This window comes from Actinoplanes sp. NPDC049265 (genome assembly GCF_043197135.1).
GTDB lineage: Bacteria > Actinomycetota > Actinomycetes > Mycobacteriales > Micromonosporaceae > Actinoplanes.
Genome location: NZ_JBICSP010000028.1, coordinates 34679 through 48035 on the forward strand (window position 1 = coordinate 34679; position 13357 = coordinate 48035).

Annotated in this window: 10 protein-coding genes; 3 read left to right on the top strand and 7 right to left on the bottom strand. The window is 73.2% G+C overall.

Features of this window, described 5'->3' with window-relative positions; genetic code table 11:
* Window positions 1–4: 4 nt before the first annotated feature.
* Window positions 5–2554 carry a LuxR C-terminal-related transcriptional regulator gene (locus ACGFIO_RS40170; RefSeq protein ID WP_392835486.1) on the bottom strand — a complete coding sequence of 850 codons (2550 nt, stop codon included), beginning with the start codon at window positions 2552–2554 and terminating at the stop codon, window positions 5–7.
* A gap of 87 nt (window positions 2555–2641) precedes the next feature.
* Here ACGFIO_RS40170 and ACGFIO_RS40175 point away from each other — a divergent pair, with 87 nt between their 5' ends.
* Window positions 2642–3295 carry a response regulator gene (locus ACGFIO_RS40175; RefSeq protein ID WP_392835488.1) on the top strand — a complete coding sequence of 218 codons (654 nt, stop codon included), beginning with the start codon at window positions 2642–2644 and terminating at the stop codon, window positions 3293–3295.
* Here the strand turns inward: ACGFIO_RS40175 and ACGFIO_RS40180 are convergent, their stop codons facing one another.
* Entirely contained in the window at window positions 3296–5215 is a 1920-nt protein-coding gene (locus tag ACGFIO_RS40180; RefSeq protein ID WP_392835490.1) for a sensor histidine kinase, read from the bottom strand.
* 5 nt (window positions 5216–5220) lie between these two features.
* Window positions 5221–5580: a hypothetical protein gene (locus tag ACGFIO_RS40185; protein WP_392835491.1), complete on the bottom strand. Its 360-nt coding sequence runs from the start codon at window positions 5578–5580 to the stop codon at window positions 5221–5223.
* A 252-nt stretch (window positions 5581–5832) separates the two neighbouring features.
* Here ACGFIO_RS40185 and ACGFIO_RS40190 point away from each other — a divergent pair, with 252 nt between their 5' ends.
* Window positions 5833–6468: a YdeI family protein gene (locus tag ACGFIO_RS40190; RefSeq protein ID WP_392835493.1), complete on the top strand. Its 636-nt coding sequence runs from the start codon at window positions 5833–5835 to the stop codon at window positions 6466–6468.
* On the opposite strand, the gene ACGFIO_RS40195 is transcribed toward ACGFIO_RS40190, so the two are convergent.
* The 3 genes from ACGFIO_RS40195 to ACGFIO_RS40205 all read right to left on the bottom strand — a co-directional run bounded on the left by ACGFIO_RS40195 (window position 6436) and on the right by ACGFIO_RS40205 (window position 11153).
* The gene (locus ACGFIO_RS40195) at window positions 6436–9936 is read right to left on the bottom strand and encodes an indolepyruvate ferredoxin oxidoreductase family protein (protein ID WP_392835496.1); all 3501 of its coding nucleotides are present in this window, start codon (window positions 9934–9936) and stop codon (window positions 6436–6438) included. The genes ACGFIO_RS40190 and ACGFIO_RS40195 overlap by 33 nt on opposite strands.
* Before the next feature lie 158 nt (window positions 9937–10094).
* Window positions 10095–10529 (bottom strand): YybH family protein, encoded by a 435-nt coding sequence (locus ACGFIO_RS40200; RefSeq protein ID WP_392835498.1) that lies wholly within the window; start codon window positions 10527–10529, stop codon window positions 10095–10097.
* 15 nt (window positions 10530–10544) lie between these two features.
* The gene (locus ACGFIO_RS40205) at window positions 10545–11153 is read right to left on the bottom strand and encodes a GNAT family N-acetyltransferase (protein WP_392835500.1); all 609 of its coding nucleotides are present in this window, start codon (window positions 11151–11153) and stop codon (window positions 10545–10547) included.
* Between the two features lie 49 nt (window positions 11154–11202).
* Between ACGFIO_RS40205 and ACGFIO_RS40210 the strand changes: the two genes are divergently transcribed.
* Entirely contained in the window at window positions 11203–12291 is a 1089-nt protein-coding gene (locus ACGFIO_RS40210; RefSeq protein WP_392835502.1) for an alpha-hydroxy acid oxidase, read from the top strand.
* Here the strand turns inward: ACGFIO_RS40210 and ACGFIO_RS40215 are convergent.
* Window positions 12281–13354, bottom strand: coding sequence for a glycosyl transferase family 90 (locus tag ACGFIO_RS40215; RefSeq protein WP_392835505.1), 1074 nt, complete (start codon window positions 13352–13354; stop codon window positions 12281–12283). The genes ACGFIO_RS40210 and ACGFIO_RS40215 overlap by 11 nt on opposite strands.
* Window positions 13355–13357 lie beyond the last annotated feature (3 nt).

The window sequence follows — 13357 nt, forward strand, 5'->3', positions numbered from 1 at the left end:
CCGGTCAGCTCGGGGCGCCTCCGGCGTACCAGGATGCCCGCAGTTCCTGCCGCGAGGCGACGCCGAGCTTGCGGTACACCCGGCCCAGGTGGCTCTCCACGGTGCGGACCGAGACGACGAGCCGGTCGGCGATCTCGCGATTGCTCCCGCCGCCGGCGGCCAGCGCCGCCATCTCGGTCTCGCGGGTGGTCAGCACCGCTGCCCCCGTCACCGGCGCGGGCCGGCCGAGCGCGAGCCGCAGCCGGGCGGCGAGGGCCGCCGCGGTCGCGGAACGGGCCACCGGGCGGGCTTCGGCCAGCCGCAACGCCGGGCGGTCGAGGCCGGCGCCGGCCAACCGGCCGGCGTGGTCGAGCAGGCCGGGCCCGTCACCGCGCAACCGGGCCAGTTCCCCGTACGCCAGGGCCAGCAACACCGGCGCGTCGACCTGTCCGGCGCACCGTTCGAGCTCACCGGCCAGGTCGTCCGGCCGGTCGGCGGGCAGCAGCCGCGCGGCCCGGGCCAGATACCACAGCCGCACGCTCCAGGCGCCCGCCGCGCCGGCCTCGTCGGCCGCCCGGCGCAGGAGCCGGACGGCCGCCCCGGCCTCGCCGCGCGCGGTCGCGATCGCCGCCTGGGCGCCCGGTCGCAGGCCGGGAAACACGGCCAGCCGGTCCGGTGCGGCGGTGTCCAGGACGGCCTGGGCCTGGTCCGGGTGTCCGGCGCCGGCCCGGGCGGTGGCCAGCCAGGCCGCGGCTTCCGACCGGAACGGGCGTACCCCACAGCTCTGCTGCACCAACGCCTCCCGCAGGTGGACCGCGGCGTCCCGGTCCTCCTCGCGAAGCAGTAGCCCATACCCGGCGAGCAGCGGCCAATCGACCGCCGGCACCCCGTCGCCAGGCATTGTTCCCGGCCGAGCCGGCCAGCGGCCCAGCCCGGGATCGGTGGCCACCGGGGTCGCGACGCCGGTCCGCCACAGGTCGGTCAGCGCGCCCACCGCCGCGGCGAGTCCCGCCACCTCCGGCCTCCCGGCGCCGGTCGCGTCGGCCGCCACCGCATCGGCGAGGCCACCCGCCTCCGCGGTCCGGCCGGTCAGCGCCAGCGCCGCCGCGCGGACGACCCGCCCGGTCAGCGTGGGCCGCGGCAGTCCCTCGACAACCTCCAGCGCGTCGGCCGGGCGCCCACCGGCCAGCAGCGACACCGCGCCGGCGCTGTCGACGGCCCGGTGTGCGGCCGGCGGCGCGACGGCCCGCAGAGCGAGCAGGTCGACGTGCGCGGCGGACGGCTCCCGGTCGGCCACGCACTGCAGCATCACCAGGGACGCGGAGAGCACGGCCCGGCGCGTGGCGTCGTCGGCGGTGACCGTGGCCCGGTGCAGAACCGCCTGCGCCTCCCGATATTCGCCCAGTTCGGCCCGGGCGGCGGCCAGCACGCCGGGTGCCGGGCCGGCCGGGTCGAGGTCCACCGCGCGGCCGGCCAGCCGCGCCGCCTCGCGGGGGTGGTGCGGGCGCAGCCGCCGAGCCCCGTCGAGCAGCACGCCGGGGGTGTCCGGGGCGCCGGCGGCCAGATGCCATCGCGCCAGCGTGACCGGGTCGGCGGCCGCACCCGGCGAGTGGCCCGCCGCCACCCGCCGGCGTCGCGCCGCGGACAGCCGGGCGTCGAGGGCGGCCCGCAGCAGCGGATGACCGAGGCCGACCGAGATCCCCCGATCGGTGTCCCAGGTACGCAGCAGCCCCCGTTCCTCCAGATCCTCGACGGCGCCCGGGGCCACCCGTTCGAGCATCTCGAACGGCAGCGGTTCGGCGACACCGACCGCGGCCAGCGCGTCCCGCTGCCCGGTGGTGAACCGGTCGAGGCCGGGCAGCAGCAGTTCGGCCAGCCTGGGCGGGACACCGAGCGGCCCGCGCCACCACCACAGGCCCTGATCGAGGACCAGCCGGCCGGTGGCCACGCCGTGCCGGACCAGCTCGGCGGCCAGCCGCGGATTGCCCCGCGTCCAGCCGTGCACCAGCGCGGCCGTGCCCGCCGCGACCTCGTGGCCGAGCTCCTCGCGGATCAGCTCCGCCGTCTCGTCCGGGCGCAGCGGCGGCAGGTCGAGCCGGCGCAGATGCCGGTCCTTCCACAGGGCCACCACGGCATCGGGCGTCGCCGCTCCCGGCCGGACGGTCACCATCAGCCGGACCGGACCGTCGTGGGCCAGGTCCAGCAACGCGTTCGCCGACCAGCGGTCCACCCAGTGCGCGTCCTCCACCACCAGGATCGGGGTCCGCTTTCGGCTGAGGCGCCCCAGTTCGCCGCGCAGCCGGTCGGCCACCAGCGCGGGATCACCGGCACTGCCGGTGCCGACCAGCCGGCCGAAGACACCGAACGGGATCGGGCGCCCGGTCTCGGTCGCGGTGGTCCGGATGACGGCGTACCGGCTGCCGGGCAGCCGGCGGGCGACCAGATCGACCATCGTGGTGCGGCCGGCGCCGGGGCTGCCGGCCACCACCGCGCCCCGGCCGGTGGTCACCGCGGTGAGGACCTCCTGGACGATCGCGGACCGATGCGGGCCGGCCGGGATCGTCGGCTGAGTCATGGCCATCAGCCTGCGCGCCCCGCCGTCCCGGCGGCCGGGACGCCGTCCCGGCTTCCGCGGGCATCTCGCCCGGCCTACCCTGAGGCGATGGAATCAGCCCGGCCGGGCCTGACGGTGCTGCTGGTCGACGATCATCCCTTGGTCCGCCAGGGACTGGCCTCGATGCTCGAGCGGGAGTCCTGGGTGGGCCGGGTGGCCGAGGCCGCGACCGTACGCGAGGGTGAGCACGCCGCCGTTCTGGAGCGCCCCGACCTGGCCGTCGTCGATCTCGGGCTGCCCGACGGCACCGGCCTCGACCTGATCCGGCGGATCCGCCAGGCCGCACCGGACTGCGCGATCCTGGTCCTGACCATGACCCGCGACGACCACCTGGTGCGGGACTGCCTGGCCGCCGGCGCCTCGGGCTACGTACTCAAGGACACCGCGCCGCCGGCGGTGGTCAACGCCCTGCGGGCCGTCGCCGACCACGGCGTGGTGCTGGGTCCACAGGTGACCGCCGACCCGCCGGAAGCGTTGCCCGCGCCGCTGAACCGGTTGCTTCCGCGCGACGTACGCCTGCTCGCCCTGGTCGCCGACGGGCAGACCAACGCGCAGATCGCCCGCAAGCTCGGCCTGGCCGAAAAGACGGTGCGCAACCGGTTCACCCGCATCCTGGCCGTGCTCGGCGCGGCCGACCGCGTCCAGGCCGTGCTGCTGGCCCGGGAGAAGGGGCTGACCATCGGGCATCCGGCGGCGCGGTGATCACACCACCGGGATCGTCGCGGCCAGCCGGGTGCCCGGATCGAGCTCGGTGACGGTGAAGCTGCCGCCGAGTTCCTCGCAACGCTGGCGCATCGAGTCCAGGCCGATTCCGCCGGGGCGGTCGCGGACCCCGCCGGCGCCGTCGTCGCTCACGCTGAGGCACAGGTCGTCGCCGGCGCGGTGCACGCGTACGTCCGTGGTGCCGGCGGCGGCGTGTCTGGCCACATTGGTCAGTGCCTCGTCGAGTACGCGGTACGCCGCCACCTCCACCGCCGCCGGCAGGTCGGCCAGCTCGCCCTCGACCGACAGGCGGACCGGAAGCCCGCTCGTCCGGTGCCGGTCCACGACCCGGGTCAGCGCCGGCGCCAGACCGTGGTCGAGCGCGGGCGGCCGCAGCCCGTCGACGATTCGTCGCACCTCGGCGGCCGCGTCGGCCAGGTGGCCGTCGATCTGGCTCAGCACCTGGGAGGTCCGTTCGTCGCCGGTGTGCGCGCCCCAGGCCAGCATCCGGCTCCCGGACAGCAGCGGGCCGACCCCGTCGTGCAGGTCGCGCTGAAGCCGGCGCAGCTCCTCCTCCCGGGCCCGCACCAGCCGTTCCCGGGCCGACTGCAGGTCGCGCGTGAGGTTGACCGATGCGGCGGACGGGGCGAGCTGGGCGACCAGGTGCCGCATGAGCGCCCGTTCGCGCCGCGACCACGGCTCGTCCGGGGCCCGCTGCTGGACCAGCAGGCGACCCACCGGGCGGCCCTGGTGAAGCAGGGACAACGAGGTCACCGGCCAGTCGCGTTGCCGGCCGTGTACGGCTTCGGCGGGCTGCCGGTCGCCCAGGTGCACGGCGACGTACGGCGACTTCAGGCCGGCGCCGATGACGCCCGCGGCCGCGGTCAGGACCTCCTCGGCGGTACGGGCGTGGCCGACCCGGCTGCCGAGCAGGGTGGTCAGCGCGTACGGGTCGGCGCCGAGGCCGTAGAGCACCCGGCGCAGCGCCGAGTCGATCCACTGCCGCATCGGCACCAGTGCCACGACCGTGACCGCGGCGGCGACCGGCCCGACGCTGACCGGCACGTGCCCGGCGACGACCGCGACAGTGGTGGCGTACAAGGTGATCAGGCCCAGCGTCGACAACCCGAACACCAGCGTGCGGTGCACGAGCAGATCGATGTCGTAGAGGCCGTAGCGGACCACGCCGATCGCCGTGGCCAGCGGGATCGCCAAGGCGCCGGCCAGCCAGACCAGGGGTACGCCCTCGATCGTGTCCAGGACGTACGCGGTCAGCAGCAGAACCGTGTTCACGGCTCCGCCGATCAGGACGCCCCGGGCGGCGGGTGTGGCCCGGACGGCCCGTGCCACCAGGGCGGCCACCGCGAGCAGGGCGGCGACCAGCAGCACGCCGGTCGCCACCAGGATCGTCGTGGTGTCCCAGGACGGGCGGACCGGCTCGCCGGTGGCGAGATAGCCGTGCGGGGCCCGTACGGCCAGCGCCGCGACCGCGATCGTGCCGGCCCCGGTGGCGGCCGCGGTGCCGGCGACGGCCCAGCGCACCACCCGGCCGGCCGGGTGCCCGTCCGGGAAGAGCAGGGCGACCAGGATCAGCAGCCCGTTGCCGGGCCACCAGAGCCACTCGCGCAGCCAGCCCAGCAGCGGCCCGCCGTCGACCGACGTGGCCACAGTCGCCGCGCCCAGTACGCCCACCGCCAGCACCAGCCACCCGCAGGCGTTGCGGGCGGCGTGGGTGGCGACCCGGGCGCCCAGCGGCGCACAGACGAGGGCGAGCAACCAGTCACGCGCCTCAACCGGCGGGCCGTCGCGGATCCCGGCCAGCGCCGTCACGGCGGTGCCGGCCACCAGGACGAGTGCGACGCCGGCGGCGGACCAGGCCAGCCTGGCCGGTGCCGTCTCGCCCGTGGCCGGTCGTCGCATGACGCTCAGTGGAAGTTTCCGAGGATGCTGTGCAGCAGGTTGTGGCTCACCGACCCGCGGTTCGGGTCGTCGTGCGGCGGGCGGGGCCGCGCGGCCAGCATGGGACTGCTCGGGCCGGTGATCGGCGGGTACCCCAGTTCGGCCACGGACCACGGCCCGCCGTCGATCTGGACGTTCTCGGCGATCGCCAGCCAGACCTGGTCACGGGTCACTGTCGTACGAGGGATGTCGGGATGGCCGTGGGGCCAGTCGCCCGCCCCGGACTGTGCGGACATGATGAACGCGTCCATCCATTGCTGGTCCGCCGGGCCGCCGTCGCCGACGATCACCAGTTCGAGGTCCGCGGCCGCATCGGTATTGTGCATTGGGCGAGCTTCCCGAGCCATTCGACGGCACACAACGCATGGGTAAAGTTCCGGACTGTTGGCATCCGCATTGTCACGTGCTTCCTTTTTGATGCACCGATTCTCTGGCCCGGCGCGGCATTTCGAATCATTGCCGGCCGGTTCTCAAATGATTCGACCGCGCGCGGACCGCGCCGGAAATCGTGACACGGTCCTGCGGCTGGGCTCGCCCGCGGCCGCGATGGCGGAGCGCGGGACCACTAGCCTGCTGGTGTGGGAGCCGAACTGGAAGAGTTGATCGTCGCCGACGCCGGGGAGCTGCGTGCGTGGCTGCTGGGCAACCATGCCCGATCGGTGGGGGTCTGGCTGGCTCTGGGGCGCAAGGGCGGCACGGTCACGACGCTGACCTGGCAGCAGGCGGTCGACGAGGCGCTGTGCTTCGGCTGGATCGACGGGCAGGCCCGCAAAGGCGATCAGGACGTCTCGTGGATCCGGTTCACGCCGCGTACCGCCCGCAGTTCCTGGTCGCAGCGCAACGTCGCCAACGTCGCCCGGCTCGAGGCGGCGGAACGGATGCAGGCGGCGGGCCGCGCCGTGGTCGAGGCCGCGAAGGCGGACGGGCGGTGGGCGGCGGCCTACGCTCCTCCCTCCGAAGCCGAGGTGCCGGCCGACCTGGTCGCCGCGATCGCCGCCGAACCGGCCGCCCAGGCCATGTTCGACGTGCTCACCAAGTCCAACCGCTTCGCGCTGATCTATCGGGTCAACGCGGTCAAACGGGCCGAGACCCGGGAGCGGAAGATCGTCGAGTTCGTCGCGATGCTGGCCCGGCACGAGACGTTCTATCCCCAGAAGGCCAGGCCGGCCGGGCCGCCGAAATCAGCTGAGGATCGTGTCGACGACCGGCGGTAGGGCGGGTGTGGAGGCGGGCAGGGCCAGGGAGGCCAGCTTCTCGCGGTAGCGCCGGACGTTGCCCAGCTTGATGTGCTCGTACCCCCGGACGATGTCGGCCGCGGCCGCGGCCGTGACCGCGGTGTCGTAGGTGCCGGCCGACAGCTGCGCGGCGAGGTCCACCACCATGGCCTCGTAGTGGTCGCGCAGGGCCCGCTCCACCCGTCGTACCTGGGCGTACCCGAACGGGTCGAGCGGGGTCCCGCGCAGCTTGCGGCCGATCGCGAGCGCCCTGAGCACGACGTGCGACTTCGGTGTCAGCCGGATCTTCCGGCGGAGGCCGAGCGCCCGCAGGATCGGCGGGTGCAGATGGTAGGTCAGGTTCTCGCCGCCGGGCACCTCGGCCCGGGCCCGGGCGACCAGCGCCGGGTCGGTCAGCAGGCGGGCGACCTCGTACTCGTCCTTGTAGGCGATGAAGCGGTGCAGCCCGTCCGCGACCGCCGCGCTGAACTCGGTCCGTCGGCCGAGACGCCGTTCGGCCGCCCAGACCGTGTGGAGTGTCCGCAGGTAACGGCGGGCCGTCCCGGGGCCCTGATATCGCACCAGCTGGGCGGCGCGGCGCTCGGCCCGGTCGCGGATGTCGCCGGTGAGCGGGCTGCCGGCCAGCAACGCGGCGGCGGACGGGGCCGGTGCGGCGTCGGCCGGTGGCTTGGCCTCGGCGATCGCCCGCTGGAAGGCGTCGGGCGCGGCCACCGCGGCCCGGCCCCAGCGGAACGCGGCGATGTTCGCGTCGACCGCGACGCCGTTGGTGCGGATCGCGTCTTCGATGGCGGCGGCCGGGATGGGCAGGGCGGAGGCTTGGTACGCGGCCCCGATCAGCAGGAAGTTGGCGGCCGCGGTGCCGCCCAGCAGCGCCTCGGCCGCGTCGAGGGCGTCGAAGGCGATGACCCGGCGGGAGGCGGTCTCGAGGCGGCCGAGCAGGTCGGCCTCGTCCGGGTAGCGGATCGCCGGGTCGTAGACCATGTCACCGGTCGGCGTGGCGCTGGTCGAGGCGACCGTCACGGTACGCGTGCGGTCCCCGTAGCCGAGGTAGCGTCCGTCCGCGGCGACCAGCAGGTCGAAGGCGAGGACGCAGTCGGTCGCACCGGGCGTGACGCGGTTCGACGGCTCCAGGCCGGCCGCGGCCAGCCGCAGGTGGGAGGTGACCGGGCCGGCCTTCTGGCTCAGCCCGGTCTGGTCCAGCCCCTTGGCGACGAGGCCGGCGCGCATCGCCGCGGTGGCCAGGATCTGGTTCACGGTCACGATGCCGGTGCCACCGATGCCGGCCAGGAAGACGTTCCAGGACGTTCCGTCGAGGTCGGCCGGCGCGACGTCGGGTACGGCCGGCGGGGTGCCCCGCTTGCGCCCGGTAGGCCGCGGCGCCGGGCCGGCGGTGAGCGTCATGAACGACGGGCAGTCGCCGTTCAGGCAGCTGTAGTCGGTGTTGCACGAGTTCTGGTCGATGCGGGTCTTGCGCCCGTACTCGGTGTCGACCGGCTGCACCGACAGGCAGTTGCTCTGCACTCCGCAGTCGCCGCAGCCCTCGCAGACCATCTCGTTGATGACGACGCGGCGCGGCCGTTCGGGCAGCCGGCCACGCTTGCGCAGCCGCCGCGCGTCGGCCGCGCACCGCGAGTCGTAGATCAGCGCGGTGACTCCCGGAACCTCGCGCAGGATGCGCTGGGCCTCGTCGAGCCGGTCGCGGTGCCACAGCACCACGCCCGGCGCCAGCTTCCGACCGCGGTAGTTCTCGACCTCGTCGGCGCAGACGATGACCCGGGCCACCCCGTCGGCCCGCAGCTTGTGGGTCAGCGCCGGCACCCCGAGCGCGCCCTGGGCCTCCTGCGCCCCGGTCATCGCGGCGCCGCTGTTGTAGAGGATCTTGTAGGTGATGTTGACGCCGGCGGCGACGCACGCCTGCAGGGCGAGCTGCCCGGAGTGGTAGAAGGTGCCGTCGCCGACGTTCTGGAAGACGTGGTTCACGTCGGTGTACGTGCTCTGCCCGATCCAGAGCGCTCCCTCGCCGCCCATCTGGGTCAGGCCGGTCACCTCGCTGCTCGGGCGCGCGGCCATCGTCACCATGGTGTGGCAGCCGATGCCGCCCGAGGCCAGCGATCCGTCGGGCACCACGGTGGAGCGGTTGTGCGGGCAGCCGCTGCAGAAGTAGGCGGTCCGGGCCAGCGGCAGGACCGGCAGCTGGACGCGGGTGGCCGGCCGCTCCGGCCGCAGCTCGGCGTGTCCGGCCAGGACGCGGCGCAGAATCGGTACGAGCCGGGCGGTGACCAGCTCGCCGTCGGCCGGCACCAGCGGGCGTCCCTGTTCGTCGCGCTTGCCCAGCACGCGGGGCGCGGCCGGCAGCCCGTACAGCGCCTCGCGGATCTGTGTCTCGACGAAGGCGACCTTGTCCTCGACCACGACGACCTGCTCGAGGCCCCGGGCGAAGTCGCGGATCCGCTCCTCGTCGACCGGGTAGATGCTGCCCAGGCGCAGGATGCGGAGGCCGGCCGCGTGCAGGTCGGCGTCGCTGAGCCCGAGCTCGGTCAGCGCCTGGCGCAGGGCGTCGTAGGCGGTGCCGGCGGCGACCAGCCCGACGGTGGCGGCGGGCGGGTCGACCTCGACCGCGTCCAGGCTGTTGAGGTGGAGGAAGGCCCGGACCATGGCCCAGCGCGGTCCGAGCAGCTGCGTCTCGGCCACCAGCCCGTCGCGGGGGTCCTTCATCAGGAGCTGGCGGTACGTCCAGGGCCGCCCGTCCCACTCGATGGCCGGCACCCGCAGGTCGAGGTGGCCGAAGTCCCGGTCGACGGTCCACACCCCGTCGGCGACGTCAGCCACGATCTTGAGAGCGACAAAGCATCCCGAGGTACGCGACAGCGCGATCGCGTGCAGCCCGAAGGTGATGACCTCTTCGGCGTTGCGCGGGTACAGGACCGGCATCTCCATCGAGGCCAGGGTCCGCTCGGTCGCACTGGGCAGGGTCGACGACTTGCAGCCGGGGTCGTCGCCGGCCAGCACGACGACGCCGCCGGTGGGGTGGGCGCCGTACATGTTGCCGTGGCGCAGCGCGTCGGCGGAGCGGTCCACGCCGGGTGCCTTGCCGTACCAGACGCCGACGACGCCGTCGTGGGTGCGCGTCTCGCCGGGGAGTTCCTGCTGCGAGCCCCAGACGGCGGTGACGCCTAGTTCCTCGTTGAGCCCCGGGACGAGGCGTACGTCGTGCTCGGCGGCGAGTTCGGGCGTACCGGCGATGGTCTTGTCCAGTCCGGCCAGCGGGCTGCCCTGGTAGCCGGAGACGAACGTCGCGGTCCGGCGGCCGGCGGCGCGTTCCCGTTCGTGCTGCTCGACGAGGAGCCGGGCGATGGCCTGGACGCCGGTCAGAACCACCGGTGCGTGGCCGGCCCGATACCGGTCCCTGAGGTCGTAGTCGGCCGGGCCGGCGATCGTCTCGGTCACGCGTGCTCCTCTCCTGCTGGTCGCATGAACGCTAAGAACGCGGCCGGCAGCGGCGCAACCACATGATCCGAAGTTGCGCTGACGACGCAAAGAAGCCCAGGAAAAGCCGCGCGCCACGGCTGTTGTTTGCGTGAATCGGCGGGACCGGCAGGGGTGTCTTACCCAGGCTCACCCGCCGGGATCTCGTCGGCCGGGGCCCAGTCACCATGGCGGTGCACGATCCGCCAACCGTCGTCGCCTCGGCGGTAGACGTGGGTGACCCGGATGGCCAGCGCCGTCGGCGGGCCGCCGTCGACCGACGCGGTGAAGCGTTCCCGGCCCACGGTGTAGGCCGTGTCGCCGGAGATTCCGACGACGTCGACCTCGATCCGGAGATCGCTGCAGCCGGAGAACCGGGACGCCACCCAGCGGTAGACCCGGTGCAGTTCGGAGGAACCCGTCGTGCATGATCCCCAGGCGCCGAACAGGCTCACCGGTTCGTCGTCCGACCACATTTCCAGGTACGGAACGGAATCGCCCGAGAACAGGGCCTCCATCGCGCCGAACTGGGCCGGGAAAATCTTGTCCCGGAAATCGTCGAGGGGGTCCACCATGCCTCCTGCCGGTCGCTAAGCAACGGTTATCGCCGAGTCGGAGCACCCGATTTTTTCCCGGAGCCGGTCGCGTACCCCGGCCCATTCCTCGCGGATGATGCTGAAGAGCACGGAGTCGCGGACCCGGCCGTCGTCGTAGATCATGTGCCGGCGCATGACGCCCTCCTCGACCGCGCCGAGGATGCGCATCGCCGCCCGTGAACTCAGGTTGAACGGGTCGGTGATCATCTCGACCCGGTTGACCGACAGCCTCTCGAAGGCGTACGTCAAGGTCAGGAGCCTGACCTCGGAGTTGACCAGTGTTCCCCGCGCCTCCGCCGCATACCAGGTGGAGCCGATCGACAGCCGGCCGTGCTCGGGAACCATCTCGGCGAACCGGGTCGACCCGATGATCCGGTCGTCGGCCCGGCGGCGCACCGCGAATGGATAGAGATCACCGCTGGAGTACCGTTCGATGGAATAGGAGAACCAATCCTCGAAATCCGCTCCGCGCACCGTGGTGAAATATGTCCAGATGCTATTATCGTCGCCCGCGGCCTCGCGCAACTGATCTCGATGTTGTGGCGTCAGTGGTTCCAGAACGACGCCCGGGCCCGACAACACGCGCGGCTCGGAAAAGATCATTCGCGCTCCCTTCGGCCGACGTCAGCATACCGTCACCAGGGAGCCGAAGGTGGATCATCAGATGGCGCCGCAGGTCGTGAACATCGACGATTACCGGACCCTGGCCCGAGCGGCGCTGACCCGATCCACATTTGACTACGTCGATGGCGGTGCGGGCGATGAAATCACTTGTCGCGCCAATCGTCATGATCTGAATCGCATCCGCCTGCGTCCATGGTGCCTGCGCGACGTCGGCCGGATCGACATGCGCGCGCGACTGCTCGGGCAAGACTCTCCGCTGCCGGTCGGCTTCAGCCCGACCGGCCTGCAACGCCTGGTCCACGCCGACGGCGAGGTCGCGACGGCGCGGGCGGCCGGTGCCGCCGGCGTACCGATGGTGGTCAGCTCGATGTCCAGCGTCGCCCTGGAGGATGTCGCGCACCGGTCCGGCAACCGGCGGCTCTGGTTCCAGACCTACGTCTTCAAGGACCGGGCGCTCACCGCGGACCTGGTCCGCCGGGCCGAGGCGGCCGGATACACCGGCATCGTGGTCACCGTGGGCTGCCCGGTCGTCGGCCGCCGCGAGAAGAACATCCGCAACCGCTTCGTGCTGCCGGACGACGTCACGGCGGCGAACTTCGGCCGGACCGGCACGACCGTGCACAACAACCCCATCCACTCCGTGGCCGGGGCCGAGCTCGACCCGGCGGCGACCTGGCCGGACATCGCCTGGCTGCGCGACCGCACCGACCTGCCGATCGTGCTCAAAGGCGTGCTGAACCCGCTCGATGTGCCCCCGGCGCTCGATCTGGAGGTCGCCGGGCTCATCGTCTCCAACCACGGCGGCCGCCAGCTGGACACCACCGAGTCGGCCATCGGCGCCCTTCCGGACATCGTCGCGGCCGTCGCCGGTCGCGTCCCGGTGCTGGTGGACGGCGGTTTCCGGCGGGGCACCGACATCGTCAAGGCGATCGCGCTCGGTGCTGAGGGCGTGCTGCTGGGAAGGCCCGTGCTGTGGGCGCTGGCCGTGGGCGGCTTCCAGGGGGTCGTCGACGCCGTCGGCCTGCTCGCCGAGGAGCTCCGCACCGCGCTGCAACTCCTCGGCTGCTCCAGCCTGGCCGAGCTCCGGACGGACGGCGCCAGCCTGATCAGCGGGTAGTACAACCGCGGATGGCTTCGAGCAGGAACGTATCCAGGACGGCGGGCTGGAGGACCTCGGCGGCGAAGAGCCGGCCGTTGCGGGCGATGGTCTCGGCTCGCGCGCGGTCGGCGACGAGCCACTCGTGGCGGTCGACCAGGTCCGACAGGTCGTCCCGGATCGGTATGTAGTGCACCCAGGGCCGCAGGCCGGCGTAGAAGAACTGCTCCCACCGATGTTGCAGCAGCAGAACCGATCCGGTGGCCAGAATCGTCGGCACCCGCTTCCAGGCGGCCACCGCGCCGTCGAGCGACAGCAGGTGCCGGTAACGCGCGAAGGCTTCGACCGGCAGCCGATCGCAGGGATCGCCGAACAGTTCCCGCAGATGCCGCTGCAGCGCGACGGCGGCATCGGAGCCGGTCATGTTGTCGTAGGTGATCAGGCGGGCATCGAGCACGTCCGGTCGCCGCAGCGACAACATCAGAAGCCGGTACCTCGGGAAGTCGAGGCGGTTGCCGATGTCGGGATAGCCCGGGCCGGACAGCGTTCCACGCCACTTGACGACGTCGAGGCGGTCGTCGAAGGGAACGGCGTCGCCGGCGCGGGTGGCCGACGCGAGCTCGGTCGCGTACGCCGGGTCGAGGATGCTGAAGTCGGGGATGAGGATGCCGCGCGAGCTGACCTCGTCGTCGTCCCGCCTGTCGCATCGGAGCAGCGGGACCGTCCGGAGGAGCTCGAGGAGCCGGGGCCGATGCTCGGGCGCGACATAGAGGCCGTCGCTCAGCAGCACGAAGAAGTCGGCCGGGCGGTTCATCCGATGCGCGGTCCGGCGCAGGAACGGCAGGAACGCCCGGGTCAGGCGCACCCGGGAGATCGCCTTGTCGACGACGACGCGGACATCGCTGTCGCCGCCGGTGATCCGGCAGCGGGCGATCAACGACGGGCGGGACAGGGCTCCGGGCGTACGCAGAAGATCCTCGAACTCGTCGAGCGTGGAACTCCGGACGCCGCCGCCGTCCCGGATGGACGCGAACTGCTCGTGCTGGTGGGCCCGGACGGCCGCCAGCGCACCCGTCGGCGTCACGAT

Excerpts from the sequence above, each read along its gene's own strand:
- ACGFIO_RS40170 (WP_392835486.1), bottom strand. The coding sequence starts at position 2,554 with ATGACTCAGCCGACGATCCCGGCCGGCCCGCATCGGTCCGCGATCGTC.
- ACGFIO_RS40175 (WP_392835488.1), top strand. The coding sequence starts at position 2,642 with ATGGAATCAGCCCGGCCGGGCCTGACGGTGCTGCTGGTCGACGATCAT.
- ACGFIO_RS40180 (WP_392835490.1), bottom strand. The coding sequence starts at position 5,215 with ATGCGACGACCGGCCACGGGCGAGACGGCACCGGCCAGGCTGGCCTGG.
- ACGFIO_RS40185 (WP_392835491.1), bottom strand. The coding sequence starts at position 5,580 with ATGCACAATACCGATGCGGCCGCGGACCTCGAACTGGTGATCGTCGGC.
- ACGFIO_RS40200 (WP_392835498.1), bottom strand. The coding sequence starts at position 10,529 with ATGGTGGACCCCCTCGACGATTTCCGGGACAAGATTTTCCCGGCCCAG.
- ACGFIO_RS40205 (WP_392835500.1), bottom strand. The coding sequence starts at position 11,153 with ATGATCTTTTCCGAGCCGCGCGTGTTGTCGGGCCCGGGCGTCGTTCTG.